The sequence below is a fragment of the Pseudonocardia sp. GCM10023141 genome, from assembly GCF_042653605.1.
In genome coordinates, this window is the sequence record NZ_JBHSIR010000025.1 from 47,702 (window position 1) to 72,076 (window position 24,375).

Sequence of the window (24,375 nt, forward strand, 5' to 3'; positions counted from 1 at the left end):
GCCCTGCAGGGGCGGGAGTGCGGGCGAGGCATGATGCGGGCGTGTCGCTCCCGCCCGCACCGCTCCCGCTCGAGGGCCTGCTCGTCGTCGCCTGCGAGCAGGCCGTGGCCGCCCCCTTCGCCACCCGCCAGCTCGCCGACCTCGGGGCGCGGGTGATCAAGATCGAACGGCCCGGCTCCGGTGACTTCGCGCGCGACTACGACGCCACCGTCAACGGCCTGTCGAGCCACTTCGTATGGCTCAACCGCTCCAAGGAGAGCGTCGCCGTCGACCTCAAGGCCGACGCCGAGGTCGTGCTGCGCCTGCTGGAGCGCGCGGACGTGTTCATCCAGAACTTCGCACCGGGCGCCGCCGAACGGCTCGGGCTCGGCGCCGACGCACTGCGCGAACGGTTCCCGCGCCTGATCACCTGCTCGATCTCCGGCTACGGACCGGACGGCCCGTACCGCGACGCGAAGGCCTACGACCTGCTGATCCAGTCCGAGGCCGGGCTCGTCGCGGTCACCGGGAGCGAGGCCGAGCCGGCGAAGGCCGGGATCCCGGCCGCCGACATCGGTGCGGGGATGTACGCGTTCTCCGGGATACTCGCCGCCCTCTACGACCGCGAGCGCACCGGCGTCGGCACGCACGTCGAGATCAGCCTGTTCGACGCGCTCGTCGAGTGGATGGGCTACCCGCTGTACTTCACCGCGGGCGGCGGCACGCCCCCCGCGCGCACGGGCACCAGCCACGCCGCGATCGCGCCCTACGGTGCGTTCCGGGCCGGTGACGGCAGCGAGGTGGTGCTGGGCATCCAGAACGAGCGCGAGTGGGTGGCGTTCTGTGCCGGCGTGCTGCAACGCCCGGAACTGGCCGCCGACGAGCGGTTCGCCACCGGCGCGTCCCGGGTCGCGCACCGCGGCGCCCTGCTCACGGAGATCGACGCGGTGTTCGCCGCACTGACGGGCGAGCAGGTGCAGCAGCGCCTCGCCGCCTCCCGGATCGCCCACGCCCGCCGCCGGGAGGTGGCCGAGGTGCTGGAGCACCCGCAGCTCGCCGCCCGGGGGCGCTGGACGCAGGTCGGCTCGCCTGCCGGTCCCATCCCGGCACTGCTGCCGCCAATCACGTTGCCCGGGCGGCCGCCGCGCATGGACCCGGTGCCCGCGGTCGGGGAGCACACCGCCGCGGTGCTGGCGTGGCTGGACGGGTCAGCTGACGGCAGCGCCGCGCAACGGGGTTGATCTTCGGCCGGCGCGGGTCAGGCGGGTAGCTCCGCACCCAGCCGTTCCACCAGCGCCGCCAGCTCGCCTGCCGGCAGGGTGTTGAGGACCTCGGCGGCCAGCGGCACGCTGGTGATGATCACCGCGTCGTCGAAGACGTCGATGCGGCTCACCGCGGGCGCCGCGAGGTCGCGGAGCACGCCACCGCCTGCGAGGCGGTGCATGGTGCCCGCGATCGCGCCACCCGTCCAGACCGGCACCCCGGCCAGCACGCCCGCGCTCACGACGTGGGTGTGCCCGGCCAGGATCGCCCGGACGTCGGTGCCCTCGATCACGGCCGCCAACTGCTCGCGCCGGCGCAACGGGATGACCGCGGCGAGGGGGTCGGCAGAGGGGAGCGGCGGGTGGTGCAGCGCGAGCACGGTGCCGTGCGGTGCCGGCTCGGCGAGCTCGGCGCGCAGCCAGTCGAGCTGCGCGGGGTCGAGCTCGCCGTAACCACGACCGGGCACCGAGGAGTCGAGCACGACGACCCGCAGGTCACCGATCCGCAGACGGTGATCCAGCGGTGCATCGGAGGCGGGCTCCCCGAGCAGGTGCTCGCGCAGCGGGGCGCGGACGTCGTGGTTGCCCGCGACGAAGACGGCGGGGGCACCCATCCGGGCGGCGGCGGGTTCCACCACGGCGCGCAGCCGCTGGTACTCGGTGGGGGAGCCGTGGTCGGTGAGGTCACCGGTGAACACGATCGCCGACGGGGTGACGCCGGAGTCCTCGACCGCGCGAAGAGCATTCTCGAGCACGGCGACGGTGTCGTGACCGTGCGGTGCGGGCGTGACGTCGGTGAGGTGGACGTCGGTGATCTGGATCAGGGTGTGAAGGGGTTGCTGCACACCCTCGATCCTGCCTCAGCCCGGCGGATTCCGGGATCAGTGTGCGACGATCAGGAACAGCCCGTATCCGACGATGGCCACGGCGGCCAGCAGGCAACCCGTGGCCACGACCGTGCCGCCGGTGGGCGAGAGCCTCGACGCCGTGGCGCCGCCGGCTGGTTGCGTCCGGGCCGAGAGTCCGACCAGCGCGAACGCCACGAGCGCCACCACCGCGACCGCCGCGGCGAGCGCGACCAGCGCCACGATCCCCAGAGATCCCCAGTCGATGGTCATCGCTGCTCCCAGGCTCTCAGGCCGCCGCGCTGACGGGCTGCGACTCGGGGGTGTCGTTGATGTTGCCGGCCGTGATCGGGCGACGACGCGAGGCCGCGTAGATGCCGCCGGCCACCGCGATGCCGGCGATCGCCACGGCGATCGTGCCGACGGTGCCCTCCGCGGCGACCCACGCCGCGACGGCACCGATCACCGCAGCGGCGGGCAGCGTCATCAGCCAGGCCAGGCCCATCCGGCCGGCGGTGCCCCAGCGCACCGAGGCGGGCTTGCGACCGGCACCTGCCCCGAAGATCGACCCGGTGGCCACCTGCGTGGTGGAGAGCGCGAACCCGAGGTGCGACGACGCGAGGATCACCGCGGCGCTCGTGGTGTCGGCGGCGAAGCCCTGCTGCGTGTGGATCTCGCTGACCCGCTTGCCGAGCGTGTGGATGATCCGCCAGCCGCCCATGTAGGTGCCCAGCCCGATCGCGAGCCCCGCGGAGAGGATCACCCAGAACGGCGGGCCGGAGCCCGCGGGGAGCGCTCCCGCCGTGATCAGGGTGAGCGTGATGATGCCCATCGTCTTCTGGGCGTCGTTGGTGCCGTGGGCCAACGCGACCATCGAGCCGGACATCACCTGCCCGACCTTGAAGCCGCGCCGCACGATCCCCTGGTCGGCCCGCGTGGTGATCCGGTAGATGACGCGGGTGGCGATCAGCGCGATCAAACCGGCGACCAGCGGGGAGAGCACCGCGGGGAGCAGCACCTTGCTGATCACGGCGACGAACTTGATGCCGTCGGTGCCCGCCGCGACCCAGGTGGCGCCGATCAAGCCGCCGAACAGGGCGTGCGACGAGCTGGACGGCATCCCGAAGAGCCAGGTCAGCAGGTTCCAGATGATCGCACCGACCAGCCCGGCGAAGATCGTGACCGGCGTGATCAACGTTTCATCGACCAGCCCACTGGAGATCGTCTTCGCCACCGCTACGGACAGGAACGCCCCGGCGAGGTTGAGGACCCCCGCGATGATCACCGCCACCTTCGGCCGCAGCGCTCCGGTGGTGATAGACATCGCCATCGCGTTGGCCGTGTCGTGGAACCCGTTCGTGAAGTCGAAGATCAACGCGGTGATGACGACCACGATGACGATGACCGAGAAGTCCATCGGTGTGTTGACCTTCCGGCGAATGCGGGCACGGCCGAGCGCGAACGGGCTGATCGGGATGGGTGCGCGGGTGGACGTTCGTCACCAGTTGGTGGGCGCGTAGTCCTTGATGAAGCAACCGTGGATGTCCTCGCCGGATTCCCCCCGCACAATAGGATCGTAGACGCGCGCGGCACCGTCCACGAGATCCAAAGGGGCGTGAAAACCCTCATCTGCGAGGCGCAGTTTCGTCGGGTGCGGGCGCTCGTCGGTGATCCATCCGGTGTCCACCGCGGTCATCAGGATGCCGTCACGTTGCAGCATCTCGCCCGCGCTGGTGCGCGTGAGCATGTTCAGCGCCGCCTTGGCCATGTTGGTGTGAGGGTGTCCGGGGCCCTTGTAGGCCCTGCTGAACTGCCCTTCCATGGCAGAGACGTTCACCACGTACTTGCGGCGGGCGGGCGCAGCCGCCAGCGCCGGGCGCAGCCTGCTGATCAGGATGAACGGGGCCGTCTGGTTGCACAGCTGCACTTCGAGCAGCTCCAGCGGGTCGATCTCCTGCACGTGCTGGGTCCAGCTGTTGACAGCTGCCGTGTCGGGCAGCAGGCCCCCGGCGTCGACCGCGGTACCGGCGGCGATCCGCTCCGGGCTGGCGCTGCGGGCCGTGAGTGCGAGCGCGGTGAGCGCGTGCGGTGCGAGGTGGCCGGCAATACTGTCGGGTACGGCACCTGCCAACGCGAGTACCGCCGGATGGGCGTCACGGGCACTACCGAACGTGATGACCTCGGGGAGGTCGCCGCCGGGCAGCGGCTCCCGCTCGGCGTCGACGAGCGCGGAGTAGGAGCCGGCGTCGCGACGCACGGTCTGGGCGGCGTTGTTGATCAGGATGTCGAGGTGGCCCTGCGCCGCCACGTCGTCGGCGAGCGCCACGACCTGGGCGGGGTCGCGCAGGTCGATACCGACCACGCGCAGGCGGTGCAGCCACTCGGCGCTGTCGTCCATCGCGGCGAACCGGCGCACGGCGTCGTTGGGGAACCGCGTGGTGATCGTGGTGTGCGCACCGTCGCGCAGCAGCCGCAGCGCGATGTACATGCCGATCTTGGCGCGGCCACCGGTGAGCAGGGCCCGGCGCCCGGTCAGATCGGTGCGCGCGTCGCGGTGCGACCGGTTCTTCGCGGCGCACGGCGGGCAGAGCTGGTGGTAGAACGCGTCGACGACGGTGAACCGCGCCTTGCACGTGTAGCAGGCGCGCGAGCGCAGCAGGGTGCCCGCCGTGGCGCCGACGGCGCCTGACACCAGCGGCAGGCCCTGGGTCTCGTCGTCGATCCGCCCGGGAGCGCCGGTGGCCGTGGCCGCGGTGACGGCGTCGTCGGCCGCCGTCACCGCGTCGCGGCGCTCCGCCCGGCGGCGGAGCTTCACGGACTTGTAGATGCGCGCCGTCGCCCGTCGGATCGCGACGGCGTCGGGGTGCTCGACGGGAAGGGCATCGACCGCGGCGAGCACCCGGAGTGCGGTGCGCAGGTCGTCGGGATCGATCTCGGCCACGGTCAGCAGACTACGTGCCCCGATTTCCGCGCGGCGGGCCGCTACTCCATCTCGGCCAGGGCCTTGCGAGCCTGCTCGAGCTCCTCCTCGAGGGCGGCGACGCGGGCGGCCCGCTGCTCCCGGGCCGCGCCGATGACGGCGTCGATGGGCTCGGCGAGCTGGATGTGCAGCTCCTGGGCGGCGCGCAGGACGGCGGCCGCGGTGACCGGGAGGCCGCGGGTGATCCAGGAGGCGCCCTGCTTCAGTTCCGCCTCCCACTCGCCGTCGGCCGTACCGCTGACCGTGAGCGTGAGCTCCACGGTGCGGGTGGTGCGGGCGGTGGACGACCCCTTCGGCCGTCCCCGCTTCTTCGGGGCGGCAACCGGCGCGTCATCGGTTGCGCCGGATGTCGCATCAGACGTTGCGCCAGGTGGCGGCACTGCGGCCAGCCGTGCGACGGGGGCGGTGATCTCGGGGGCGGGGCTCTCGGTCTCCACGGGGGAGGAGAATAGAACACGCGTTCGAGAGATCATGTTCGGGGTCGGGTCCGGTCGCAGCCCCCTACGGTGACCACATGGCACGCGTGCAGGACATCATGACGGCCCGGGTCGTCACCGTTCGGTCCGATTCGCCGATCTCGACGGCCGTCGAGCGGATGACCCGCTACGGGTTCAGCGCGATCCCCGTGGTGACGGCGGCGCACCGGCTCGTCGGCATCGTCAGCCTGCTCGACATCCTGCGCCACCGCGAGCTGTCCGGCGCCGACGACGCCGCACCGGTCTCGGAGATCATGAACCCCGACGTCGTCACGCTGTCGCCGCTGGCCAACGCGTCGGTGGTGGCGCACCGCCTGCACAGCCACGGGGAGCTGCGGGTGATGCCGATCGTCGAGGGCGGGGTGCTGGTCGGGGTCGTCACCCGCAGTGACCTGCTGCGGCCGCGACCGCAGGGTGGGCTGCTGTCGGGGTTGCGGCGCCGGTTCCGCCGCGGCGACGACGCCCAGGACGAGGTGCTGCTCGGGTTCGCCCGCCCGCACGCGAACCGGCCGCCTGCGGCTCCCGGGGCCCCGGTGCGCGACGTGATGACCGCGGAGGTGGTGTCGGTGACCGCAGGCGTGCCCGTCGAGGAGGCCGCCGAGCTGCTGCTGCGCCACCGGCACACCGCGCTGCCGGTGGTCGACGGCCACGGGATGCTGATCGGGGTGGTCAGCGAGGCGGACCTGCTCAAGCACTCCGCGTCGATCCGGCACGAGATGCGCACGGTGGGTGGGGTCATGACGAAGCGACCCGTCGCGCTGGACATCACGGCGACGGTGGCCGAGGCCCGGTCGCTGGTGGCCGATCGCGGGTTGCGTCTGGTGCCGGTGGTGGACGGGCTGCGGCTGGTCGGGGTGGTGAGCCGCAGCGATCTGGTGTGAGGGTGGGCCGTCACCCCGCCGGACGCCGGGGCCGCCGCGACGGCGTCGCCGTCAACGGGTCGGCGGGCCAGTCGTGCTTGGGGTAGCGGCCCCGCAGCTCCGCGCGCACGTGGGCGTAGCCACCCGTCCAGAACGAGGCGAGGTCCGCGGTGACCGCTGCCGGTCGACCGGCAGGCGACAGCAGGTGCAGCACGACGGGCAGCCGCCCGCCCGCGACCGTCGGGGAGGCCGTCCAGCCGAGCACCTCCTGCAGGCGCACGGCGAGCACGGGCTGGTCGCCGCTGTAGTCCAGCGCCACCTTCGAGCCCGACGGCACCTCGATCCGTTCGGGGGCCAGCTCGTCGAGCGCGCCGGCGACGCGCCAGTCGAGCAGGCTCCGCAGCACGGCGGCGGCGTCGACGCGCCCCAGGTCGGTCCGGTTGCGGGTGCCGGTGAGCGCCCCGGACCACCAGCGGTCGGGATCGGCGAGCAGCGCGGCGTCGGACACGTCGGGCCAGGGGTCGCCGAGCACGCGGTGCAGGGTGGCGATGCGGTCGCGCAGCGTGCGCGCGTGCGCGGTCCAGCGCAGCAGCCCGAGCCCCTCGACGCGCAGGCCGGTGAGCAGCGCAGTCCGGACGGCGGCGCGGTCGGGGGTGGGCAGGCGCCGCTCGGCGAGCACGATCGCGCCGAGGCGCCGGACGTGGCGGGCCGTGACGTCACCGCGTTCCCACGCCACCTCGTCGGCGTCGCCGAGCAGCGCGGGAGCCGCGAGCTCGGCGAGCTGCTGGTCGGCGGCGGCGGCGAGGCGGACGCGGGCGTTCTGCGCGCCGGGGGTGCGATCGGCGACCGCGACGGCCAGCCATTCGTGCTGCGCCAGCGGGCTGCCCGGCGGCAGCTCGATGCCGGTGCCGCCGGCCATGAGGTAGGTGGTGGCACCGTCGCCGCGGCGCCGGGCCAGCCGCTCCGGATGGGCGAGTGCGATGACGAGCGCGGGGCCCTCTCGACCCGCAGCATGGTGGCCATCCACGCGTCCAACGTTGGGAAAGCCACCATGCTGCGATCCGGAACCGCGCCCCGCGAGCCGCTCCAGCCGTCCCACCTCCGCTCGCCAGCGCCCGCTGCCCGGCGCCGAGCCGTTGCGCAGCGACCGCAGCGCCTGGTCGGCGTCGGTCTCCGACCCGGTGGCGGTGTCGTCGTCGAGCAGCGCGACGACCTCGGCGGCCCGCCGCGCCCCGACGAGCTCGGTGCCGTCCAGCAGCGCCCTGGCCAGGCGCGGGTGCAGGCCGAGCCCGGCCATCCGCCGGCCCCGGGGCGTGATCGCGACGCCGTCCAGCGCGCCGAGTGCCCGCAGCACCTCCTGGCCGGCCCGCAGCGGCCCCTCCGGCGGGGCGTCCCACCAGCTCAGACCGGTGCCGTCGGCGGTGCCCCAGTCGGCCAGGTCGAGCGCGAGTCGGGTCAGGTCGGCGGTCCGGATCTCCGGTTCGGGGTAGCGCGCCAGCAGCTCGCCCTCCGGCCAGCAGCGCAGCACCCGGCCGGGGGCCTCCCGCCCGGCGCGGCCCGCCCGCTGGTCGGCCACGGCCCCTGACACCCGCACCGTGACGAGCCCGGCGAGCCCGCGCCGGTGATCCACCCGCGGCACCCTGGCGAGCCCGGCGTCGACCACGGCCCGCACGCCGGGCACCGTCAGGCTCGACTCGGCCACGGCGGTGGCCAGCACCACCCGACGGCGCGGGCCGGGCTGCAGCGCCCGGTCCTGCTCGCCCGCCGGCAGCCGACCGTGCAGCGGGAGCACGTCGGCGTCGACGCCCGACAGCGCCGCGGCCGTCCGCCGGATCTCCGCGACGCCGGGCAGGAACGCCAGCACGTCACCCTGCGCCAGCAGCGAGCGGACGGCCCGTGCCACGCACGCCTCGATGCGTTCGCCGCGGGCGGGTGGCGCATACCCGACGTCGACGGGGAACGTCCGTGCGGCCACCTCCAGCACCGGGGCGTCGCCGAGCAGCTTCGCCAGCCGGGGCGTCGCGACGGTGGCCGACGTGGCCAGCAGTTGCAGGTCGGGGCGCAGCGCGGAGCGGGCATCGAGCAGCAGTGCCAGCAGGAGATCGGCGTCGAGGTGGCGTTCGTGGCACTCGTCGAGCAGCACCGCGGCCACGCCGGGCAGCTCCGGGTCCCCGGCGAGGCGGCGCAGCAGCAGCCCCGACGTCACGACCTCGATGCGCGTGCCTGCTGACACCTTGCGGTCGCCGCGCACGGCGTAGCCGACCGTCTCGCCCACCCGCTCGCCCAGCAGCGCCGCCATCCGCGCCGCCGCGGCCCGGGCGGCGAGGCGCCGCGGTTCGGCCACGAGCACCCGGCCGTCGACGGCGGCGGCCATCGCCAGCGGGACGAGCGTGGTCTTGCCGGTGCCGGGGGGCGCGACCAGCACCGCCGTCCCGTGCTCGGCCAGCGTGGTGGTGACGGTGTCGAGCGCCGCACGGACCGGGAGATCGGGCAGTTCGGGGAGGTGCATCGGGAGCAGTGTCCCCTCCTCCCGCTCGCCGGCCGGCCCCAGCCCAACTCGTCGGCCGGCTCGTCAGCCCAGCTCGTCGTAGCGGGCTCGCGCCCGGGCCGCGCGCGCAGCCGCCGCCTCCGCGGCCCGCGCCGACTCCTTGGCCGCCGCGGCCGCCGCCCGTGCTGTGGCGCTGACCGACCGCTCGTGCTCGCGTGCCGTCTCGAGCTCGGCGGCCAGATCGGACACCCGCTCGCGGGCGTCGTTGTGGGCGGCCTCGGCATCCTGGCGGGCCGCCTCGTCGGACTCCTGGCGGTGGCGCGCCGAGGACTCCTCGGACTCGGCCGCGGTGAGCTCGCGGGAGCGTTCCGTGCGTTCCCGTTCCCGCTCGGCGCGGGCCGCCGCCTCGTCGTCCTCCACGGCAGGTGCCGGCGCGGCGGCGGGGATGCGGTCGGGCAGCGACACCGGCCGGGGTGGCATGGGCACCGTGCCCGGCTCGGCGGCAGGCCCGAACCCGCTGTAGCTGACGGTGCGGGTCAGCCGGCCGGACCGGATCTCGTCGGCGACGGCCGGGTCGGCGAGCCCGGCCTCGAGGATGCCCTGCAGCTCGCGCAGCACCGACTCCCCGGCCGAGTCGCCCGCCTCGTACGCGAGCCGACCCGCCTCGCGTGCCATCGCGGCCACCAGCCTGCTGCGCTGCGATGACAGCGCCCGCAGCGCGCTCCCGTCGAGCGTGCGCTGGGCATCGGCCAGATCGCCCGCGAGGGAGAGCAGCGCCGCGAGCTGGTCGGCGCGCTTGCGGGCCAGCAGGTTGGCGAGCCAGGCCGCCTTGGTGGGGCGACGCAGCCGGGCGATCGCACGGGCCAGGTCCTTGTCGCCCTGCTCCTTCGCCCGCGCGACGGCGTCGTCGCGGGTGGGCACGAACTCGTCGGGGCGCGCCAGGTAGAGCTCGTCAGCGACGTCGTCGATCGTGTCCGGCACGCCCTGACACTAGGGGTGGCCCGGTGGATCTTCAATGCAGAGATCGACGGGCCGGGGTTCAGCCTGCCTGCCGGTCCGCCTCGTGCGTCTTCACGGCCGCCCGCCGGGTGAGCGGCTCCCGCAGCCCCAGGTGCTCCCGCAGCGTCGAGCCCTCGTAGGCCGTGCGGTACACGCCGCGCTCCTGTAGTTGCGGCACCAGCAGGTTCACGATGTCGTCGAGGCCGTCCGGGACGATGTAGGGCGAGACGTTGAACCCGTCCACCGCACCGCCGCGCACGAACCGCGCGAATTTGTCCGCGAGCCCCGACGGCGTCCCGACGTGGCCGCGCTGCGGTCCGAGGGCGATCACCGTCTCCCGCAGCGACCAGCCGTTGGCCTCCGACTTCTCCCGCCACATCTTCACCACGGCATGGGGATCGGCGACGCGGCGCGAGCCGAAGCTGCCGTCGTTCTCCTCGACGAGCGGTTCCTCGGTCGGCAGCGGGCCGTCGGCATCGCGGCCGGACAGGTCGCGGTTCCAGGTCAGCCCCGCGATCGTGAGTGCCGTGGCGGGCGTGACCTGGCCGAGCCGCACCCAGCGCTCCTTCTCGCGCGCCTCCTCCTCCGTGGCGCCGATGATGATCTCGGTGCCCGGCAGGATGCGGATGTCGTCCTCGGGGCGGCCGAACGCCAGCAGCCGCCGACGGATGTCGGTGGCGAAGCTCAGCGCGTCGTCGAAGTCGGTGCCGTGCGCGGAGAAGATCACGTCGGCGTTGCGGGCGGCGAAGTCGCGGCCGTCGCTGGAGTCCCCGGCCTGGAAGATCACCGGGTGGCCCTGCGCGCTGCGCGGCAGCGTCGGCGCCAGCCCCACGTCGAACTGCGACGTGCGCTCCCGCACCGGCGTCACGGCGTCGTCGACGGCCCAAGCGGAACCGTCGCCCGCCCACTCGTCGGCCCAGCCGTCCCAGATCGCGCGCGCGACCATGAGGAACTCCTCGGCGCGGCGGTAGCGGTCGGCGTGGTCGAGGTAGCCACCACGGCGGAAGTTGGCGCCCGTCCACGCGTTGTCGGTGGTCACGACGTTCCAGCCGGCGCGGCCTGCGGAGAGCAGGTCGAGCCCGGAGAGCCTGCGCGCCAGATCGCCGGGCTCGTTGAACGTGGTGTTCGACGTGCTGACGAGCCCGATCCGCTCGGTGACGGCGGCGAGCGCCGCGAGCTGGGTGATCGCGTCCGGGCGCCCGGCGACGTCGAGGTCGTGGATGCGGCCGTCGACCTCGCGCAGCCGCAGCCCCTCTCCGAGGAAGAACGCGTCGAACAGCCCGCGCTCGGCGGCCTGCGCCACCCGGCGGTAGGACGCGGGGTCGATCTGCGAGCCGCTCGACGGGTCCGACCAGATCGTCCAGTGGTTGACGCCCTGGAAGAACACGCCGAAGTGCAGCTGCGCGTCGGGACGGGGGACGTCGTCGGGATCGGTGCGGGTCATCGGGTCACTCCGGTCGCGGTGAAACGGTTGGTGGGCCGGGCCAGGCCCAGCGTGGAGCGCAGCGACTGCCCCGCCACCGGGCGCGTGATCACGCCGGTGCGCAGCAGGGCGGGGGTGACCAGCGCCGAGAGCACGGCGAGGTCCTCGTCGAGCACGAGCGGGTGCAGGCGCACCCCGTCGACCTGCGCGGCGAGCTCGGTGAGCAGCACGACGAACCCGGCGGCCGATCCGGAGTAGCGGACCCGGTCCCGCTCGGGCCAGGCGCCGTGGCGCTGCAGGTCGGCGAGCCGTTCGGCGGCCGTCGCAGCCGGGGTGTCGAGCGCGACCTCCACCTCCACGAACGTGCGCGGCGACGCCGCTCGGCGAGGCTGCCCGACCAGCGTCACATCGACGTCCGCGGCAGGCACCATCCGTCGGGCGCGAGCACCACCACCTGGCCCTGTGGCGGTCGTGGCACGATCGCGGGTCCCTTCACCGCGAACGTGTCGCCGGAGAAGTCGACGTAGTGCAGGCAGTCGCGATCGAGGTAGCGGCTGGTCGCGACATCGCGGACGACGGCGTTGTCCTCCCAGGAGTCCCACAGGTCGCGCGTGACCCGGACGGTGTCTCGCGCCTCGGCGGCCAGCGCCGCGTCACCGCTGACGCGGGGTCGACCCCACGCCCGTGCGGCCGCGGGAGCGGGGGAGGACGCCACGACCCAGCCGGACCGGCCCGCCGCGATGTGGTCGAGCGAGGCCAGCTGCGACGCGAGGTGGAACGGCTCGGCATAGGTGGTGGCGACAACCGGCGCGACCGACAGCACGGTGGTGGCCGCCGCGACGAACGCCGCGCGCTCGACGGCGCCGATCCGGCCGACGGGGTCGGGCCCGCCGCCAGGAGGCAGCAGGTCGTCGCCGATCGTCACGAGGGTGAAGCCGGCGTTCTCGGCGACGGTCGCGACGCTGCGGACGCGCGCCGCCGTCAACAGTGCCACGGGGGCGTGGGCGGCGCGGCGCCAGGCCGCCGGGTGCGAGCCGTCGCCGTCGATCTCGAGGGCGAGGTGGAATGGGGGCACAGCTGTTCCTTCCGCTGGAGTGTCGACCGGGTGCGAGCCCGGTGAACTCAGATGGCGGAAGCGGTGCGGCAGAGATCGACGTGGCGGCGCAGCGCCGGCCAGGTGCTCAACCGATCGGCGATGCGCTGTGTCGATGACGCGCGCCCCATGCCTTCAGACAGTAGGTGACCGGGCGCCGGTGTCAACGGGTCGCCGAGCTCGACCCGTGGGGTGGTGATCACAGGCCCTGCCGCTACCGCTGCTGCTGCCCCAGCCGCTGCTGGATCACCTGCTGCAGGTGGGCGAGCCCCGGCGCGCCCAGCCCGCCGACCTGCGACTCCAGTTGCCGCAGCAGGTGCGGGTCGTTGACCGTCTTCTCGCTCGACTGCAGCAGCACGGTGCCGGTGCCGGTGAAGTCGAACTGGCGCTCCTCACCCGAGTTGACACCGAGTGACCCCATCGCGGCCGACAGGAAGCCGGTCATCCAGCGCGCGTCGTAGTGGTGTGACGGCGACGGGCAGTCGGCCCAGCCGACCAGCGCGTCCGGGTCGACGCGGATCGGTGGCTCCGCGAAGATCACGGGACCTGAGCTCGAGGCGAGGAACTTGCCGGTGCCCAGCAGCGTCAGGAAGCCGGGCACGATGGACTGCTTGAGCTCCAACGTCGAATCGAAGGCCAGTAGATTAGCCGCGCGCAGGGTCAGGTTGCCACTGTCGAGGTCGTAGCTGTTGATGTCGTAGCCGCGGTCGCCGAGGATCAGGTGCCCGGCGCCGCGTGCCACCACCCAGTCGCGGGTGTAGAGCGGGGCGGAGAACCGGGTGGCCACGAACCCGCCGAGGCTGCCCGAGGTCAGCGGCTCGAACTTGATGCCGGAACCGTGTGGTGCTGGGTAGTAGGCGATCATCCGGCCGGTCTGCATGAACAGGTCGCCGTCGAGCTTCACGCAGTACGCGTAGTGGTTGCCGGGGATGTTGTCGTTGTCGGGCAACGTCTGTGGGTTCAGGGCTTGCGGGTTCAGCGCCTGTGGGTTCGGCGGAGTGCTCATCAGATCTTCTGCTCCGACGCCTGGACGTACACGGTGCCCGAGCCGGTCAGCTTGAGCTGGATGGCCTCGCCGGATCCGCGGCCGACGGCGTCGCGCCAGCCGACCGATGCGGAGATGTCGACGGTGACCTGCCCGACGTGCGCGACGTAGGCCTGCGGGTCGACGGCCGTGGGTCGCGAGCCGTTCACGGGGATCGCGATGGTGCCGCCGTGGCTGATGACGGCGGCGCTGCCGATGCCGTGCAGCTGGGTGGTGAACAGCCCCTGGCCGCTGACCGCGCCGCGCACCGCGCCGCGGATGCCGCCCTGGGAGCCGAGGAAGACGATCGTGGACTGCAGCGAGGCGTCGTGGGCGACCAGCCGGTCGGCCTCGACCGACAGCGGCCCGGAGCCGTCCAGGTCGATGATCGTGACGTAGAGCCCCCGGTAGCCGTAGTAGACGGTGCCGTTGCCCTGGGCCACCATCATGGCGACCTGCTCGCCCGCCAGCATCCGGCCCGCCATCCCGCCCATCCCGCCGGAGCCCAGGTGCACGGGGGAGAAGCCGACGTCCCCGGTGTAGGCGAGCATGGCCCCGCGGCGGGCGAGCACCTCCCGACCCGGAGCGACCGGGGCGCTCACCACCTTGCCGTTCACCTGCGCGAAGGTGCTCACGTCTACCGCTCCTCGGGCTGGATGTACACGACGCCCGTGCCGTCGAACCGCAGCGAGAACGCCTCACCGGAGCTCTCGCCGATCAGGTTGCGCCAGGAGACGTCGGTGACGAACGTCTGGTTCAGGTCGCCCTGGCTGGCGATGAAGGCCTGCGGGTCGACCACGAGCGGGTACTGCGGTGTCACCTGCAGCGCGATCGGTGGACCGCCCGCCGAGAGCAGCGCGACGTCACCGAAGCCGGTGACGGTGGTGGTGAACAGCCCCTGCCCCGACGACGCGCCCCGCAGCCCGGCGAACGCGACATCGGTGCGGAGCTTGTCCGACAGCGCCAGCAGCTGCTCGGACTCGACCTTGAGCGTCTCGCCCGCGAGGTCGATGAGCAGTACCTCCATGGCGTCCTTCGCGAACCAGACGGTGCCCTGCCCGGTGCACTGCATGAACGACACGGACTCGCCGGTGACGCGGCGCTTGAGCGCGGCGCGCAGGCCGTCCCCGCCGCCCACGCCCGCATTGCGGAAGGTGACCTCGCCGGTGTACGCGATCATCGCTCCGGTGACCGCACGCACGGCGTTGCCCGTGAGGTCGACCTCGAGGATGCGCGATCCGTTGAGCCGGAACGCCTGCATGCCGCCGATCATGGCACAACCGGGCAGAACGGACGGGCGCGGTGACATGAGCTGAGACGTAATCGGGTTGCCGGTGGTGCGACCATGGGAGCCGACCAGCCACCCATGTTCGGGAGAAGCAGATGCGTCAGGCGTGCGGAGTGACCCAACCCCCTGTTGGCACCCGTAGCGAAGGCCTTCTGCATGCCCACCCTGAACATCGGCGTACTGGCCCATGTCGACGCCGGTAAGACCAGCCTGACCGAGCGACTGCTGTTCGACAGCGGCGCCATCCACCGGCTCGGCAGCGTCGATGCCGGTGACACCCGCACCGACTCCGGCGACATCGAGCGGCGGCGCGGCATCACGATCCGCTCGGCCGTGGCGTCGTTCGTGATCGGTGCCGGTGATGACGGTGCTGACGGTGCACCTGCCCTGCGCGTCAACCTGATCGACACGCCCGGCCACTCCGACTTCGCCGCCGAGGTCGACCGCGCGCTGGAGGTGCTCGACGCGGCCGTGCTCGTCGTCTCGGCGGTCGAAGGCGTGCAGGCGCGCTCGCGCGTGCTCATGCGCGCACTGCGCCGCATCGGCATGCCGACGATCGTGTTCGTCAACAAGATCGACCGGATGGGTGCCCGGCCGGAGCCGTTGCTCGCCGACATCCGGCGCTCACGCCGGACGCGGTCGCGCTCAACCGCGTGACCGGGGCGGGTTCGGGTGCGGCACGCGCGCACCCGGTCCCCGTGCCGGACGCACTGGACGTGCTGGCCGAGCACGACGACGGGGTGCTGAGCCGGGTGGTCGACGGGCCGGGGCTGCGGGCCGTCGAGATCTGGACCGCCGTCGCCGTGCGGGCCGGCGCGGGTCGGCTCCATCCCGTGGTCTTCGGCTCGGCGCTGACGGGGCAGGGCGTCACCGACTTGACGGCGGCGCTGGCCCTGCTGCGCGGCGTCGCCGAGCGGGCCCGTCACGGGGTGGAGCGGCCGGCGCCGGGCGGGGGCACCTCGGTGCCCGGCGGGGACCGGGTGGCGCCGGGTGCGCCGGATCGGTCGCCTGCGCCCTACCGGTAGTCGACGAGCCCGTGGGTCAGCAGCGTGAACGCGTGCTCGGCGGCCGCCTCGGCTGCGGGGGCCAGCCGATCGGCGGTCGCGCCAGCGGCGATCTGCGCCTGGTTGTCGAAGGCCAGCGTGGACAGGATCCTGGCGATCTGGGTGGCGCCCAGCCGGGCCGTGAGCTCGGCGTGCGGCCCGTCGGGCGCGGCCTCGAGCAGCGCGGCGGCGAGGTGCTGCTCGGACCGTTGTCCGTAGCCGAGCAGCGCGGCGCGCAGCGACGGCGTGGTGATGACGAGGCGGTAGAAGTCCACGACGGCGGGCAGGTCGCACAGGCCGCTGATCGGGTCGCGCTGCGCGAGGGCGCCCCGGAGGTGGCGCCGCAGCGCGGCCAGCGGCGACTCGTCGGCCGCTCGACCGCGGACGGTGCGCGCCGGCTCGTCCTCGTGGTCGGCGAAGCGGTGCAGGACCAGCGCGTCCTTGGTGGGGAAGTAGGCGAAGAGCGTGCGCTTGGAGACCTCGGCCGCCGCAGCGATCTCGGCCACCGACACGTCGTCGTAGCCGCGGTCGAGGAACAGCGCGATCGCCGTCTCGGAGATCGTCGCGTGGGTGCGCAGCTTCTTCCGCTCGCGCAGGCCGATCGGCTCGCTCATGGGTCATGACAGTACACCAGGTTGTTTTCTGCACTCGGTCTACTTATGCTGCGAGCATGGACAACGTGGTGGTGGTGGGTGCCGGTCCGACCGGCCTGACGCTGGCCTGCGAGCTGGCGGCCCGTGGGGTGGCCGTCGAGGTCGTCGAGCGCGCGGAGGTCCCGAGCGGTCAGTCGCGCGGCGGCGGGGTGAACGCGCGCACCGCCGAGATGCTGCACATGCGCGGGATGCTCGACGCCGTGACGGCCCGCGCCGTCCCGCGCGAGGGCGCAGGCGGCCACTTCGCCGGGCTGCCGGTCGTGCTGGACCGCACACCGTGGCGCAGCCGCTTCCCCGACGGTGTGCTGATCCGGCAGGACCGGCTGGAAGCGGTGCTGGAGCAGCACGCGCGCCACCTGGGGGTCGCGGTCCGCCGGGGCGCGACGCTGACGGGGTTGACGACCGGATCGGACGGCGTCACGGCAACGGTGTCGGGCCCGGCGGGTGCCGCGCAACTGCAGGCGCGGTTCCTGGTGGCCTGCGACGGCGGGCACAGCACGGTGCGCAAGCTCGTCGGCGCGGCGTTCCCCGGGCGGACCGGGACGATGTCCGCGGTGACGGGCGACATCGCGCTGGGCGAGGTGGCCGACAGCGTGCCGCGGGCCGTCGGGCACATCAGCATGCTGATGCGCACCGCAGGCGGCTACTTCATGATGCTGCACCCCATCGGCGACGCCGACGACCACACCGGTCGCTACCGGATCGTGTTCGGCGGGCCGGAGCAGGCGACGTTGCCGCGCGAGGCACCCGTCACCGCGGGGGAGATCACCCGGGCGCTCGACGCGGTGCACCCCGGAACGACGCTGGCGCAGCTGTACGGCGCCACCCGGTTCAGCGACGCGACCCGGCAGGTCGAGCAGTACCGCCACGGTGCCGTGCTGTTCGCGGGCGATGCCGCCCACATCCACCCGCCGGTGGGTGGTCAGGGGCTCAACCTGGGCGTCCAGGATGCGATGAACCTGGGGTGGAAGCTCGCGGCCCACCTGAGCGGTCGAGCCCCGGCGGGCCTGCTCGACAGCTACCACGACGAGCGGCACCCGGTGGGGGAGCGGGTGATCGCGACGGCGCGCGCCCAGAGCGTGCTCGTGGCGGCGGCGCCCGACGACCTCAACGTGCTGGCGCTGCGCGAGATCGTCGCCGACATGGCCCGGCTGCCCGACACCAACCGCTACCTCAGCGGGCTGATGGCCGGCTTCGACATCCGCTATCCCGAGAGCGGTCAGGACGACCCGCTGCTCGGGACGCGCATGATCGACCTCGCGCTGGACGCAGGGGAGGGACCGACGACGGTCGCCGCCCTGCTCCGCGCGGGTCGCGGGCTGCTGCTCGAGCTGGGTGCGCCCGGTTCCGGGCCCACGCCGGTCGCCGCCGGGCTGGACCGGGTGGTCGCGCGCGTGCTGGCGTCGCCGATCGGCACGGACCTCGGCGCCGGGCCCGGCGTGGACCGGGTGCTGGTGCGGCCCGACGGCTACGTGGCGTGGGTGGGGGCGGGCCCGGCCGCGTCGCCCGCCGCGGCGATCCGGCGCTGGTTCGGTGAGCCGGTTACCGTGCCGGCGTGACTCCTCCCGCTAGCGCGATCGAGGTCCGTACCGCCCGCACGTCCGAGCTCGACGTCCTCACACTGGCGGTCGCGCGGGCTGCCGGTGGGGGCACCGCTGGACCTGACCGGTGAGCTTGCCTGCGAGTGGCGCGAGGGTGACGTTTGGTGGCGCTGCGGGCATGGCCCTACGCCAACCGGCCGCTCAGCGTCCCCCAGACGGCGGCAGGCGGCTGTTGTATTGCGGTGGACGGGGTTTGACACCGCCCCTGACGTGGAACGCAAGAGGTATGGACACCTCCGGGCACGTCGAGTTCGTCCACCGGAGCTGGCCCGCCGACCCCGAGCAGCTGTCGGTGATCCGGCATCAACTCGCCAGCTGGCTCGCGCCGCTGAACCTCAACGAGGACGAGACCTCCGACGTCGTGCTGGCCGTCGACGAGGCGGTGGCCAACGCGGTGCGCCACGCCTACGAACCGGCCGACGACCACACCCCGGTCGAGCTGACGCTCTGGACGGAGGCCGACAGCCTCTGCATCGAGGTCGTGGACCACGGCCGATGGCGCCAGCCGGTTGCGCAACCGCAGGTGGGCGGGCGGGGGATCCCGCTGATGAGCACCGTCTCGGAGTCGGTGCTCATCCACTACGACGAGCGCGGGAGCCGGGTGCTGCTGCGGTACAAGATCCCGGACCGGACCGAGGCGTAACCGCCGGTACGGTCTCGTCGTTGAGGGGCCGTGCGATCACGGACGTTGTGGGGAACGGTTGCCGGGTTGACGGCGTCCGTGGCTGTCGTGCTGGCGGCACTGGCGCCGGCCGCGAACGCCGAACCAGCCCGGCCGCTGCCGGTGCCGTACGGCGCCACGGCGCTGGCCACGGCCGAGCTGGGGCCCGACGTCGATCCACCGGGGTCCAACGACTGGACGTGTCGCCCCAGCGCCGAGCACCCGAACCCGGTGGTGCTGGTGCACGGGCTGCTGGCGTCCCGCAGCGTCAACTGGCAGACGATGTCGCCGCTGCTCGCGAACGCCGGCTACTGCGTGTTCGCCCTGACCTACGGCCGCGTCACCGAGGTGGCGCCACTGAGCCACGTCGGTGGCCTGCGGGCGATGGAGAGCAGTGCCGCGGAGCTGGGCGCGTTCGTCGACCGGGTCCGGGAGGCCACCGGCGCCGACAAGATCGACCTCGTCGGGCACTCCGAGGGCACCGTGATGCCGCAGTACTGGCTGCAGTTCCTCGGCGGCGCCGCTCAGGTCGACAAGTACGTGGCGGTCACCCCGCTCTACCGCGGCACCCTGGCCGACCCGCTGCCCGTGGCGCTGCTCGCCGACGGGCTGGGGATCCGGCCACCGCTCTCCGCGGCCGTCGCGGCGGCCTGCGCGTCGTGCCCGCAGTTCATCTCCGGATCGGACTACCTGGACCGGATGAACGCGCAGCCCGGCGGCGCCGCCGTCCCCGGCGTCACCTACACCACGGTCATGACGCGCTACGACGAGCTGGTGGTGCCCTACACCAGCGGGCGGCTCGACGCCCCGAACGCCACCAACGTCGTGGTGCAGGACGGCTGCGAGATCGACCTGTCCGACCACCTCTCGATCATCACGACGCCGCGCACCGGGCAGATCATCCTCAATGCCCTCGACCCGGCCCACGCCGTCAAGCCGCCCTGCGGCGTCTCGCTCCCCGCACTCGGCGGCTCCCCGGTCTCGAGCTGACGCACACCCTCAGGTGCTGACGCATACCGTCAACGGTGTGCGCCGGCCCCTGATGATGTGCGCCGGCCCCAGACGGTGGGTGCGAGCGAGACAGTGGGTGTGAGCGAGACAGTGGGTGTGAGCGCTGCGCGGCTCAGTGCCCGGCGGGACCGCAGGCGGGCCCGACCGGCAGACCCAGCGCGCCGATGCCCAGCGGGTCGATCGGGCGCGGGTCGGGCGTCGGTGCCCAGCGGCCGTCGATCGGTGCGTAGGTCCAGGACGCGCCGCGGGTGACGAGCGTGGTGAGCGCGTCGATGAGCCGGTCGATGTGCTCGGCGGTGGTACCGACACCGATGCTGACACGGACGGCCTCGCCCGAGTCCGGGTTGAGCGTGGCGAGCAGCGGGTGGGCGCAGAAGCGGCCGTCGCGCACGCCGATGCCGTGCTCGGCCGAGAGGTAGGCGGCCACGTAACCGGCGGGGCGGTCGGCCACCGTGAAGCTCTGCACGGCCACCTGGTCGGTGCTGTCGGCCCAGATCCGCAGCGTCTCGACACCGGGGATGGCGGCCAGCCCCGTGCGCAGCCGCTCCAGCAGCGCCCGCTCGTGCTCGAGCGCCGCCTCGGCGAGCACCGGTGCCAGCGTGCGGCAGGCCTGCGCGAGCGCGGCCGCGCCCAGCACGTTGGGCGTGCCGGCCTCGTGGCGGTGCGGGGCCGGTGCCCACTCGACGCCGTCGCGGGTGACCTCCTGCACCGCGCCGCCGCCTGCGAGGTAGGCGGGCGCGGCGTCGAGCCAGTCGCGGCGGCCGATCAGCGCGCCGGCACCGTAGGGCGCGTACAGCTTGTGGCCAGAGAGGGCGAGGTAGTCGACGCCGGTGGCGGCGAGGTCGATGCAGCGGTGCGGCGCGAGCTGCGCGGCGTCCACCACGACCCGGGCGCCCGCAGCGTGCGCGATCGCCACGATGCGATCGACCGGCAGCACCTCACCGGTGACGTTGGACGCCCCGGTGATCGCGAGCAGCGCGGTGGGGGTGGAGCGCAACGCGGAGTCGAGCTCGGCCAACGTCTGCTCGACGGTGGCCGCGGCGCGGACGACGCGGTGGGCGCGACGGCGCCACGGCAGCAGGTTGGCGTGGTGCTCGATGTCGAGGCAGAGCACCTGGCCGGAGTGCGGCACGCAGCCGGCCAGCAGGTTCAACGCGTCGGTGGTGTTGCGGGTGAACACCACGACGTCGTCGGAGCGGGCACCCACGAACGCGCCGACGGCCGCGCGCGCCGACTCCAGCACGGCGGTGCTCACCTGCGAGGCGTAGCCGGCGCCGCGGTGCACGCTCGAGTAGTACGGCAGCAGCGTGGTGATGTGGGCGGCCACGTCCTCCAGCGCCGGCGCGCTCGCGGCGAGGTCGAGGTTGGCGTAGGTGATCGTCTCGCCGGTGACCAGTGGCACCCGCAGGTCGGCCCCGACGACGCGGGGCAGTTCGGTGCAGGTACGGGCGAGGGTGGGCGTCGACATAGCAGTCTCCTGGCCAGGGGACCCCGCTCGTGTGGAGTCCGCGCTTGCCCCTGCGCACTGCGCGCAACGGCCTGGTCGTCACCCGGAGCACCCCACCGCGGAGGAGGGTTGCCGACCAGCAAGCCGGGGCTATGCGCTGGCACTCATGACCTGAAGAGAAGGTAACACGGGAGGGTGGGGCGGCCGCAAGATCGGCGTGGAGGTGACGGCGGCCACAGCCCTGCCGGCCTGCCTGTCGAGTCGGCCTGCCGGCCTGCCTGTCTGCCGGGTCAGCCGAAGCGCTCCTGCAGCCAGCCGGTCAGCAGCGCCAGCACCTCGGGCGCGATGGTCGTCGCGATGGCCGCGTACTCCGTGACCGCCCCGGTCGTCGCCGGCTGCATCAGGTGGTTGACGCCTGCGACGGTGCGCACGGTGGCGTCGGGGTTGCCGGCCAGCAGTGCTCGCATCGCCGGTTCGCTCTGCGCGGGTGGTACCTGCACGTCGAGCTCCCCGAAGACGGCCAGCACCGGAACGGTCAGTGCGGCCAACGCGGGTGCGGGGTCGTACGCGACGAACGCGCGGAACGCGGGGGAGACCGGGATCATCTCCTCGATCCGGTCTGCGGCCGGCCGGTCCTCGGGTGGCATGCCGGTGAACTGCTCGGTGATGCGCTCGCGTGCCAGCGCGCGGGCGCCGTCCAGGTCCTGGGCCACCAGCAGCCGGCACAGCTCCTGGATGAACTCCACCTGCTGCTCCACGGCGTCGGCGGCGAGCCCGGCCTGCTCGGCGACGAGGCGGTTCTGGAGCACGAGCACCTCGGCGCCCGGAGCGGCCGGACCGGCGAGCGCCACCACGAACGCCACGGCGCCACCGGCTCGCCCTGCGGCGAGCGGGGCCAGGTAGCCGCCCTCGCTGTGCCCGCAGAGCCCGATCCGCGCCGGGTCGATGTCGGGGCGTGCGGCCAGGTGGGAGATCCCGGCCAGCGGGTCGAGTGCCAGCTCGTCGTAGCTGCACTGCGCCTTGGTGCCGCCGGACCCGCCGACGCCACGGTCGTCGACCCGCAGCACCGCGAACCCGGCTCGCGTCAGCGCGTCGGCGAGCACGAGGAACGGCTTGTGCCCGGCGATCGACTCGTCGCGGTCGTGCGCGCCGCTCCCGGTGATCAGGACGACGGCCGGGTGCGGGCCACCGGTCGGCGGGACGGTCAGCGTGCCAGCCAGCGTCACCGGCCCGCTCGCGAACGTCACCTGCTCGCTCCAGTACGGGAACGGCGGCTGCGGCTCCTGCGGTCGACCCGCCGCCGCCACCGTGCCGCGGACCAGCGTGAACGGGAAGCCCCGACCGCCCTGGTTGTACTCCCCGGCGATGGCGTCGTCGATCAGCGTGCCCGTGAACCGGGCCCCACCCGGGATCGACGGCACGGCGAAGCGCACCCTCGTGCCCTCCACGACGACGTCGGCCAGCGGCAGTCCCTGCAGCCCCTGCGCGGGCACCGCTGCGGTGCCGCCGGCCGCGGTGAAGGTGATGCCGACGGCCAGCTCCGCCCCCGGCGTCCGGATGGTGCCGTGCCAGTCACCGGTGAGGTCGGTCATCGGGGGGCGGGCTCCCCGACGATCCGGGCGACGACGTCGTGCGCGCCGTGGTCGGACCGCAGCTGCGTCTTGAGCACCTTGCCGCTCGGGTTGCGCGGCAGCGCCTCGACGATGGCGACCTCACGCGGGCGCTTGTAGGCCGCGAGGTGCTCGCGACAGAACGCGTCGATCTCCGCGGCCGTGGGCGGGTCGGCCGGGTCCCGCGGTGCGATCACCGCGAGCGGGGACTCGCCCCACTTCGGGTCGGGCACCCCGATGAGGGCGACCTCGGCCACCTTCGGGTGCGCGGCGAGCACGTTCTCCACCTCGGCGCAGTAGATGTTCTCCCCGCCGGAGATGATCATGTCCTTCTTGCGGTCGACGACGAAGAAGTAGCCGTCCTCGTCCTCGCGGACCAGGTCGCCGGAGTGGAACCAGCCACCCCGGAACGCCTCCGCGGTCTCGGCGGGCTTGTTCCAGTACCCGTCCATCACGAGCGGGCCGCGGTAGACGATCTCGCCGACGTCACCCTGCGCCACGTCGTTCATGTCGTCGTCGACGACCCGGACCTCGACGTTGAGCATCGGCGTGCCGATGGAGCCGATCTTGCGGATCGAGTCCTCGCCGCGCAGCACGCACGTGACGGGGCTGCACTCGGTCTGCCCGAACGCGGTGATGATGTCGCCCTGCGGGAACGTGTCGATCATCGTGCGCAGCAGCGTGGTGGACGCGGGCGCCGCACCCCACGAGAGCTGCTTCAGCGCGGAGAGGTCGCGGTCCTTGATGCCGGGCACGGCGCAGATGGCTGCCCATTGCGCGGGCACGAAGAAGCAGCCCGAGACGCGCTCGCGCTCGAGCAGGTCGACCATCGCGGCCGGATCGAAACCTCCCGACGGCGTCATCACCGTGGCACCCGCGACGACCATGTTGAGGTAGAAGCCCGCGACACCGGCGATGTGGAACATCGGTGCACCGGAGAGCCCCACGCGCTCGTTGCCGCTGTCGCCGAGGTGGATGATGTTGCTGTAGGAGTGCAGCAGCAGGTTGCGGTGGGTGAGCACGGCACCCTTGGGGCGCCCGGTGGTGCCCGAGGTGTACATGATGAACGCGGGGTCCGTGTCCGGCACCGCGGGAGCAGGCACGGTGCCGTCGGCAGCGGCGAGCAGGTCGTCGTAGCCGTCGCCGATCGACACGAGCGCCGCCACCTCGGGCACCATGGCCTGCGCGGCCGCCGCGAGCGGTGCCAGCGCGTCGTCGGTGACGAGCACGACCGATCCGCTGTCGGACAGGACGTAGGCGACCTCCGACGCCACCATCCGGAAGTTCACCGGCACGCAGATCGCGCCGAGGCGCAGTGTCGCGGCCATCGCCTCGACCAGCGGCACGCTGTTGAGCCCCAGCACCGCCACGCGGTCGCCCGGGGTGACGCCTGCCGCCGCCAGCACCAGCGCGAACCTGCCGATGCGCTCGTCGGTCTGCGCCCAGGTCAAGGTCAGCTCGCCGTCGCGGAAGGCGACGCCGTCGGGGTGGATCCGGGCGTGCCGGGCGATGATGTCGCTCATCGTCATGCCACGGCCGGTGGTGATGCCCGGGGCGGGCGCGATCACGGTCATCGGGATCCTCTCGGTGCGCGTGTCCCCACTCTGGCGCTCACCCGCTGCCGCGACAAGC

Annotated in this window: 24 protein-coding genes and 1 riboswitch; of the genes, 7 read left to right on the forward strand and 17 right to left on the reverse strand. The window is 73.4% G+C overall.

What is annotated here, in order from left to right:
- The first annotated feature begins 41 nt into the window (after positions 1 to 41).
- Complete coding sequence (locus ACFPFQ_RS13595) at positions 42 to 1,220, forward strand: CaiB/BaiF CoA transferase family protein (protein WP_379618504.1); 1,179 nt, start codon at positions 42 to 44, stop codon at positions 1,218 to 1,220.
- A 17-nt stretch (positions 1,221 to 1,237) separates the two neighbouring features.
- On the opposite strand, the gene ACFPFQ_RS13600 is transcribed toward ACFPFQ_RS13595, so the two are convergent.
- From ACFPFQ_RS13600 to ACFPFQ_RS13620, 5 genes are all read right to left on the reverse strand, one after another.
- A complete protein-coding gene (locus ACFPFQ_RS13600) occupies positions 1,238 to 2,086 on the reverse strand; it encodes a metallophosphoesterase family protein (RefSeq protein WP_379618506.1) in 849 nt (282 codons plus the stop codon).
- 36 nt (positions 2,087 to 2,122) lie between these two features.
- Complete coding sequence (locus ACFPFQ_RS13605) at positions 2,123 to 2,359, reverse strand: hypothetical protein (RefSeq protein WP_379618508.1); 237 nt, start codon at positions 2,357 to 2,359, stop codon at positions 2,123 to 2,125.
- Positions 2,360 to 2,375: 16 nt separating this feature from the next.
- On the reverse strand, positions 2,376 to 3,503 hold the full coding sequence (locus tag ACFPFQ_RS13610; RefSeq protein WP_379618510.1) for an inorganic phosphate transporter: 1,128 nt from the start codon (positions 3,501 to 3,503) through the stop codon (positions 2,376 to 2,378).
- A gap of 81 nt (positions 3,504 to 3,584) precedes the next feature.
- Positions 3,585 to 5,027, reverse strand: coding sequence for an SDR family NAD(P)-dependent oxidoreductase (locus tag ACFPFQ_RS13615; RefSeq protein ID WP_379618512.1), 1,443 nt, complete (start codon positions 5,025 to 5,027; stop codon positions 3,585 to 3,587).
- Between the two features lie 41 nt (positions 5,028 to 5,068).
- Complete coding sequence (locus ACFPFQ_RS13620; protein WP_379618514.1) at positions 5,069 to 5,503, reverse strand: DUF6319 family protein; 435 nt, start codon at positions 5,501 to 5,503, stop codon at positions 5,069 to 5,071.
- A 77-nt stretch (positions 5,504 to 5,580) separates the two neighbouring features.
- Here ACFPFQ_RS13620 and ACFPFQ_RS13625 point away from each other — a divergent pair, with 77 nt between their 5' ends.
- Positions 5,581 to 6,423 (forward strand): CBS domain-containing protein, encoded by an 843-nt coding sequence (locus tag ACFPFQ_RS13625; protein WP_379618516.1) that lies wholly within the window; start codon positions 5,581 to 5,583, stop codon positions 6,421 to 6,423.
- Positions 6,424 to 6,433: 10 nt separating this feature from the next.
- On the opposite strand, the gene hrpB is transcribed toward ACFPFQ_RS13625, so the two are convergent.
- The 8 genes from hrpB to ACFPFQ_RS13665 all read right to left on the reverse strand — a co-directional run bounded on the left by hrpB (position 6,434) and on the right by ACFPFQ_RS13665 (position 14,690).
- Positions 6,434 to 8,911 carry an ATP-dependent helicase HrpB gene (gene hrpB, locus ACFPFQ_RS13630; protein ID WP_379618517.1) on the reverse strand — a complete coding sequence of 826 codons (2,478 nt, stop codon included), beginning with the start codon at positions 8,909 to 8,911 and terminating at the stop codon, positions 6,434 to 6,436.
- Positions 8,912 to 8,974: 63 nt separating this feature from the next.
- Complete coding sequence (locus ACFPFQ_RS13635) at positions 8,975 to 9,871, reverse strand: hypothetical protein (protein WP_379618518.1); 897 nt, start codon at positions 9,869 to 9,871, stop codon at positions 8,975 to 8,977.
- Positions 9,872 to 9,929: 58 nt separating this feature from the next.
- Positions 9,930 to 11,333, reverse strand: a complete 1,404-nt coding sequence (locus tag ACFPFQ_RS13640; protein ID WP_379618520.1) for an NtaA/DmoA family FMN-dependent monooxygenase — start codon at positions 11,331 to 11,333, stop codon at positions 9,930 to 9,932.
- Positions 11,330 to 11,743 carry a hypothetical protein gene (locus ACFPFQ_RS13645; protein WP_379618522.1) on the reverse strand — a complete coding sequence of 138 codons (414 nt, stop codon included), beginning with the start codon at positions 11,741 to 11,743 and terminating at the stop codon, positions 11,330 to 11,332. Before ACFPFQ_RS13645 ends, ACFPFQ_RS13640 begins: the two co-directional genes overlap by 4 nt.
- Positions 11,716 to 12,387, reverse strand: a complete 672-nt coding sequence (locus ACFPFQ_RS13650) for an LLM class flavin-dependent oxidoreductase (protein WP_379618524.1) — start codon at positions 12,385 to 12,387, stop codon at positions 11,716 to 11,718. The genes ACFPFQ_RS13645 and ACFPFQ_RS13650 overlap by 28 nt, the downstream gene beginning before the upstream one ends.
- 232 nt (positions 12,388 to 12,619) lie before the next feature.
- Complete coding sequence (locus ACFPFQ_RS13655) at positions 12,620 to 13,411, reverse strand: AIM24 family protein (RefSeq protein ID WP_379618526.1); 792 nt, start codon at positions 13,409 to 13,411, stop codon at positions 12,620 to 12,622.
- Positions 13,411 to 14,064, reverse strand: coding sequence for an AIM24 family protein (locus tag ACFPFQ_RS13660; RefSeq protein WP_379618528.1), 654 nt, complete (start codon positions 14,062 to 14,064; stop codon positions 13,411 to 13,413). Before ACFPFQ_RS13660 ends, ACFPFQ_RS13655 begins: the two co-directional genes overlap by 1 nt.
- Before the next feature lie 2 nt (positions 14,065 to 14,066).
- The gene (locus ACFPFQ_RS13665; RefSeq protein ID WP_379618530.1) at positions 14,067 to 14,690 is read right to left on the reverse strand and encodes an AIM24 family protein; all 624 of its coding nucleotides are present in this window, start codon (positions 14,688 to 14,690) and stop codon (positions 14,067 to 14,069) included.
- Positions 14,691 to 14,873: 183 nt separating this feature from the next.
- Here ACFPFQ_RS13665 and ACFPFQ_RS13670 point away from each other — a divergent pair, with 183 nt between their 5' ends.
- Together ACFPFQ_RS13670 and ACFPFQ_RS13675 are read left to right on the forward strand one after the other, a co-directional pair.
- The gene (locus ACFPFQ_RS13670; RefSeq protein ID WP_379618532.1) at positions 14,874 to 15,374 is read left to right on the forward strand and encodes a GTP-binding protein; all 501 of its coding nucleotides are present in this window, start codon (positions 14,874 to 14,876) and stop codon (positions 15,372 to 15,374) included.
- Between the two features lie 41 nt (positions 15,375 to 15,415).
- Positions 15,416 to 15,742: a hypothetical protein gene (locus ACFPFQ_RS13675; RefSeq protein ID WP_379618534.1), complete on the forward strand. Its 327-nt coding sequence runs from the start codon at positions 15,416 to 15,418 to the stop codon at positions 15,740 to 15,742.
- Here ACFPFQ_RS13675 and ACFPFQ_RS13680 read toward each other — a convergent pair.
- The gene (locus tag ACFPFQ_RS13680) at positions 15,733 to 16,374 is read right to left on the reverse strand and encodes a TetR/AcrR family transcriptional regulator (RefSeq protein ID WP_379618536.1); all 642 of its coding nucleotides are present in this window, start codon (positions 16,372 to 16,374) and stop codon (positions 15,733 to 15,735) included. The genes ACFPFQ_RS13675 and ACFPFQ_RS13680 overlap by 10 nt on opposite strands.
- A gap of 56 nt (positions 16,375 to 16,430) precedes the next feature.
- Between ACFPFQ_RS13680 and ACFPFQ_RS13685 the strand changes: the two genes are divergently transcribed.
- The 3 genes from ACFPFQ_RS13685 (at position 16,431) to ACFPFQ_RS13695 (ending at position 19,665) form a co-directional block, all read left to right on the forward strand.
- Positions 16,431 to 17,972, forward strand: a complete 1,542-nt coding sequence (locus ACFPFQ_RS13685) for an FAD-dependent oxidoreductase (RefSeq protein WP_379618538.1) — start codon at positions 16,431 to 16,433, stop codon at positions 17,970 to 17,972.
- Positions 17,973 to 18,240: 268 nt separating this feature from the next.
- Positions 18,241 to 18,657 (forward strand): ATP-binding protein, encoded by a 417-nt coding sequence (locus tag ACFPFQ_RS13690; protein ID WP_379618540.1) that lies wholly within the window; start codon positions 18,241 to 18,243, stop codon positions 18,655 to 18,657.
- A 66-nt stretch (positions 18,658 to 18,723) separates the two neighbouring features.
- Entirely contained in the window at positions 18,724 to 19,665 is a 942-nt protein-coding gene (locus ACFPFQ_RS13695; protein WP_379618542.1) for an esterase/lipase family protein, read from the forward strand.
- 133 nt (positions 19,666 to 19,798) lie between these two features.
- On the opposite strand, the gene ACFPFQ_RS13700 is transcribed toward ACFPFQ_RS13695, so the two are convergent.
- From ACFPFQ_RS13700 to ACFPFQ_RS13710, 3 genes are all read right to left on the reverse strand, one after another.
- Positions 19,799 to 21,154 (reverse strand): aminotransferase class V-fold PLP-dependent enzyme, encoded by a 1,356-nt coding sequence (locus tag ACFPFQ_RS13700; RefSeq protein ID WP_379618544.1) that lies wholly within the window; start codon positions 21,152 to 21,154, stop codon positions 19,799 to 19,801.
- 35 nt (positions 21,155 to 21,189) lie between these two features.
- Positions 21,190 to 21,305: riboswitch (SAM riboswitch) on the reverse strand.
- A gap of 118 nt (positions 21,306 to 21,423) precedes the next feature.
- On the reverse strand, positions 21,424 to 22,725 hold the full coding sequence (locus ACFPFQ_RS13705) for an alpha/beta hydrolase family protein (protein ID WP_379618546.1): 1,302 nt from the start codon (positions 22,723 to 22,725) through the stop codon (positions 21,424 to 21,426).
- Positions 22,722 to 24,317 (reverse strand): long-chain-fatty-acid--CoA ligase, encoded by a 1,596-nt coding sequence (locus ACFPFQ_RS13710; protein WP_379618548.1) that lies wholly within the window; start codon positions 24,315 to 24,317, stop codon positions 22,722 to 22,724. The genes ACFPFQ_RS13705 and ACFPFQ_RS13710 overlap by 4 nt, the downstream gene beginning before the upstream one ends.
- Positions 24,318 to 24,375 lie beyond the last annotated feature (58 nt).

Bases quoted from the DNA above. Each gene is read 5' to 3' on its own strand.
- ACFPFQ_RS13710 (WP_379618548.1), bottom strand. From the start codon at position 24,317: ATGACCGTGATCGCGCCCGCCCCGGGCATCACCACCGGCCGTGGCATG.
- ACFPFQ_RS13605 (WP_379618508.1), bottom strand. From the start codon at position 2,359: ATGACCATCGACTGGGGATCTCTGGGGATCGTGGCGCTGGTCGCGCTC.
- ACFPFQ_RS13705 (WP_379618546.1), bottom strand. From the start codon at position 22,725: ATGACCGACCTCACCGGTGACTGGCACGGCACCATCCGGACGCCGGGG.
- ACFPFQ_RS13670 (WP_379618532.1), top strand. From the start codon at position 14,874: ATGCCCACCCTGAACATCGGCGTACTGGCCCATGTCGACGCCGGTAAG.
- ACFPFQ_RS13655 (WP_379618526.1), bottom strand. From the start codon at position 13,411: ATGAGCACTCCGCCGAACCCACAGGCGCTGAACCCGCAAGCCCTGAAC.
- ACFPFQ_RS13610 (WP_379618510.1), bottom strand. From the start codon at position 3,503: ATGGACTTCTCGGTCATCGTCATCGTGGTCGTCATCACCGCGTTGATC.
- ACFPFQ_RS13625 (WP_379618516.1), top strand. From the start codon at position 5,581: ATGGCACGCGTGCAGGACATCATGACGGCCCGGGTCGTCACCGTTCGG.
- ACFPFQ_RS13690 (WP_379618540.1), top strand. From the start codon at position 18,241: ATGGACACCTCCGGGCACGTCGAGTTCGTCCACCGGAGCTGGCCCGCC.
- ACFPFQ_RS13665 (WP_379618530.1), bottom strand. From the start codon at position 14,690: ATGCAGGCGTTCCGGCTCAACGGATCGCGCATCCTCGAGGTCGACCTC.
- hrpB (WP_379618517.1), bottom strand. From the start codon at position 8,911: ATGCACCTCCCCGAACTGCCCGATCTCCCGGTCCGTGCGGCGCTCGAC.
- ACFPFQ_RS13680 (WP_379618536.1), bottom strand. From the start codon at position 16,374: ATGAGCGAGCCGATCGGCCTGCGCGAGCGGAAGAAGCTGCGCACCCAC.
- ACFPFQ_RS13700 (WP_379618544.1), bottom strand. From the start codon at position 21,154: ATGTCGACGCCCACCCTCGCCCGTACCTGCACCGAACTGCCCCGCGTC.
- ACFPFQ_RS13640 (WP_379618520.1), bottom strand. From the start codon at position 11,333: ATGACCCGCACCGATCCCGACGACGTCCCCCGTCCCGACGCGCAGCTG.
- ACFPFQ_RS13685 (WP_379618538.1), top strand. From the start codon at position 16,431: ATGGACAACGTGGTGGTGGTGGGTGCCGGTCCGACCGGCCTGACGCTG.
- ACFPFQ_RS13645 (WP_379618522.1), bottom strand. From the start codon at position 11,743: ATGGTGCCTGCCGCGGACGTCGATGTGACGCTGGTCGGGCAGCCTCGC.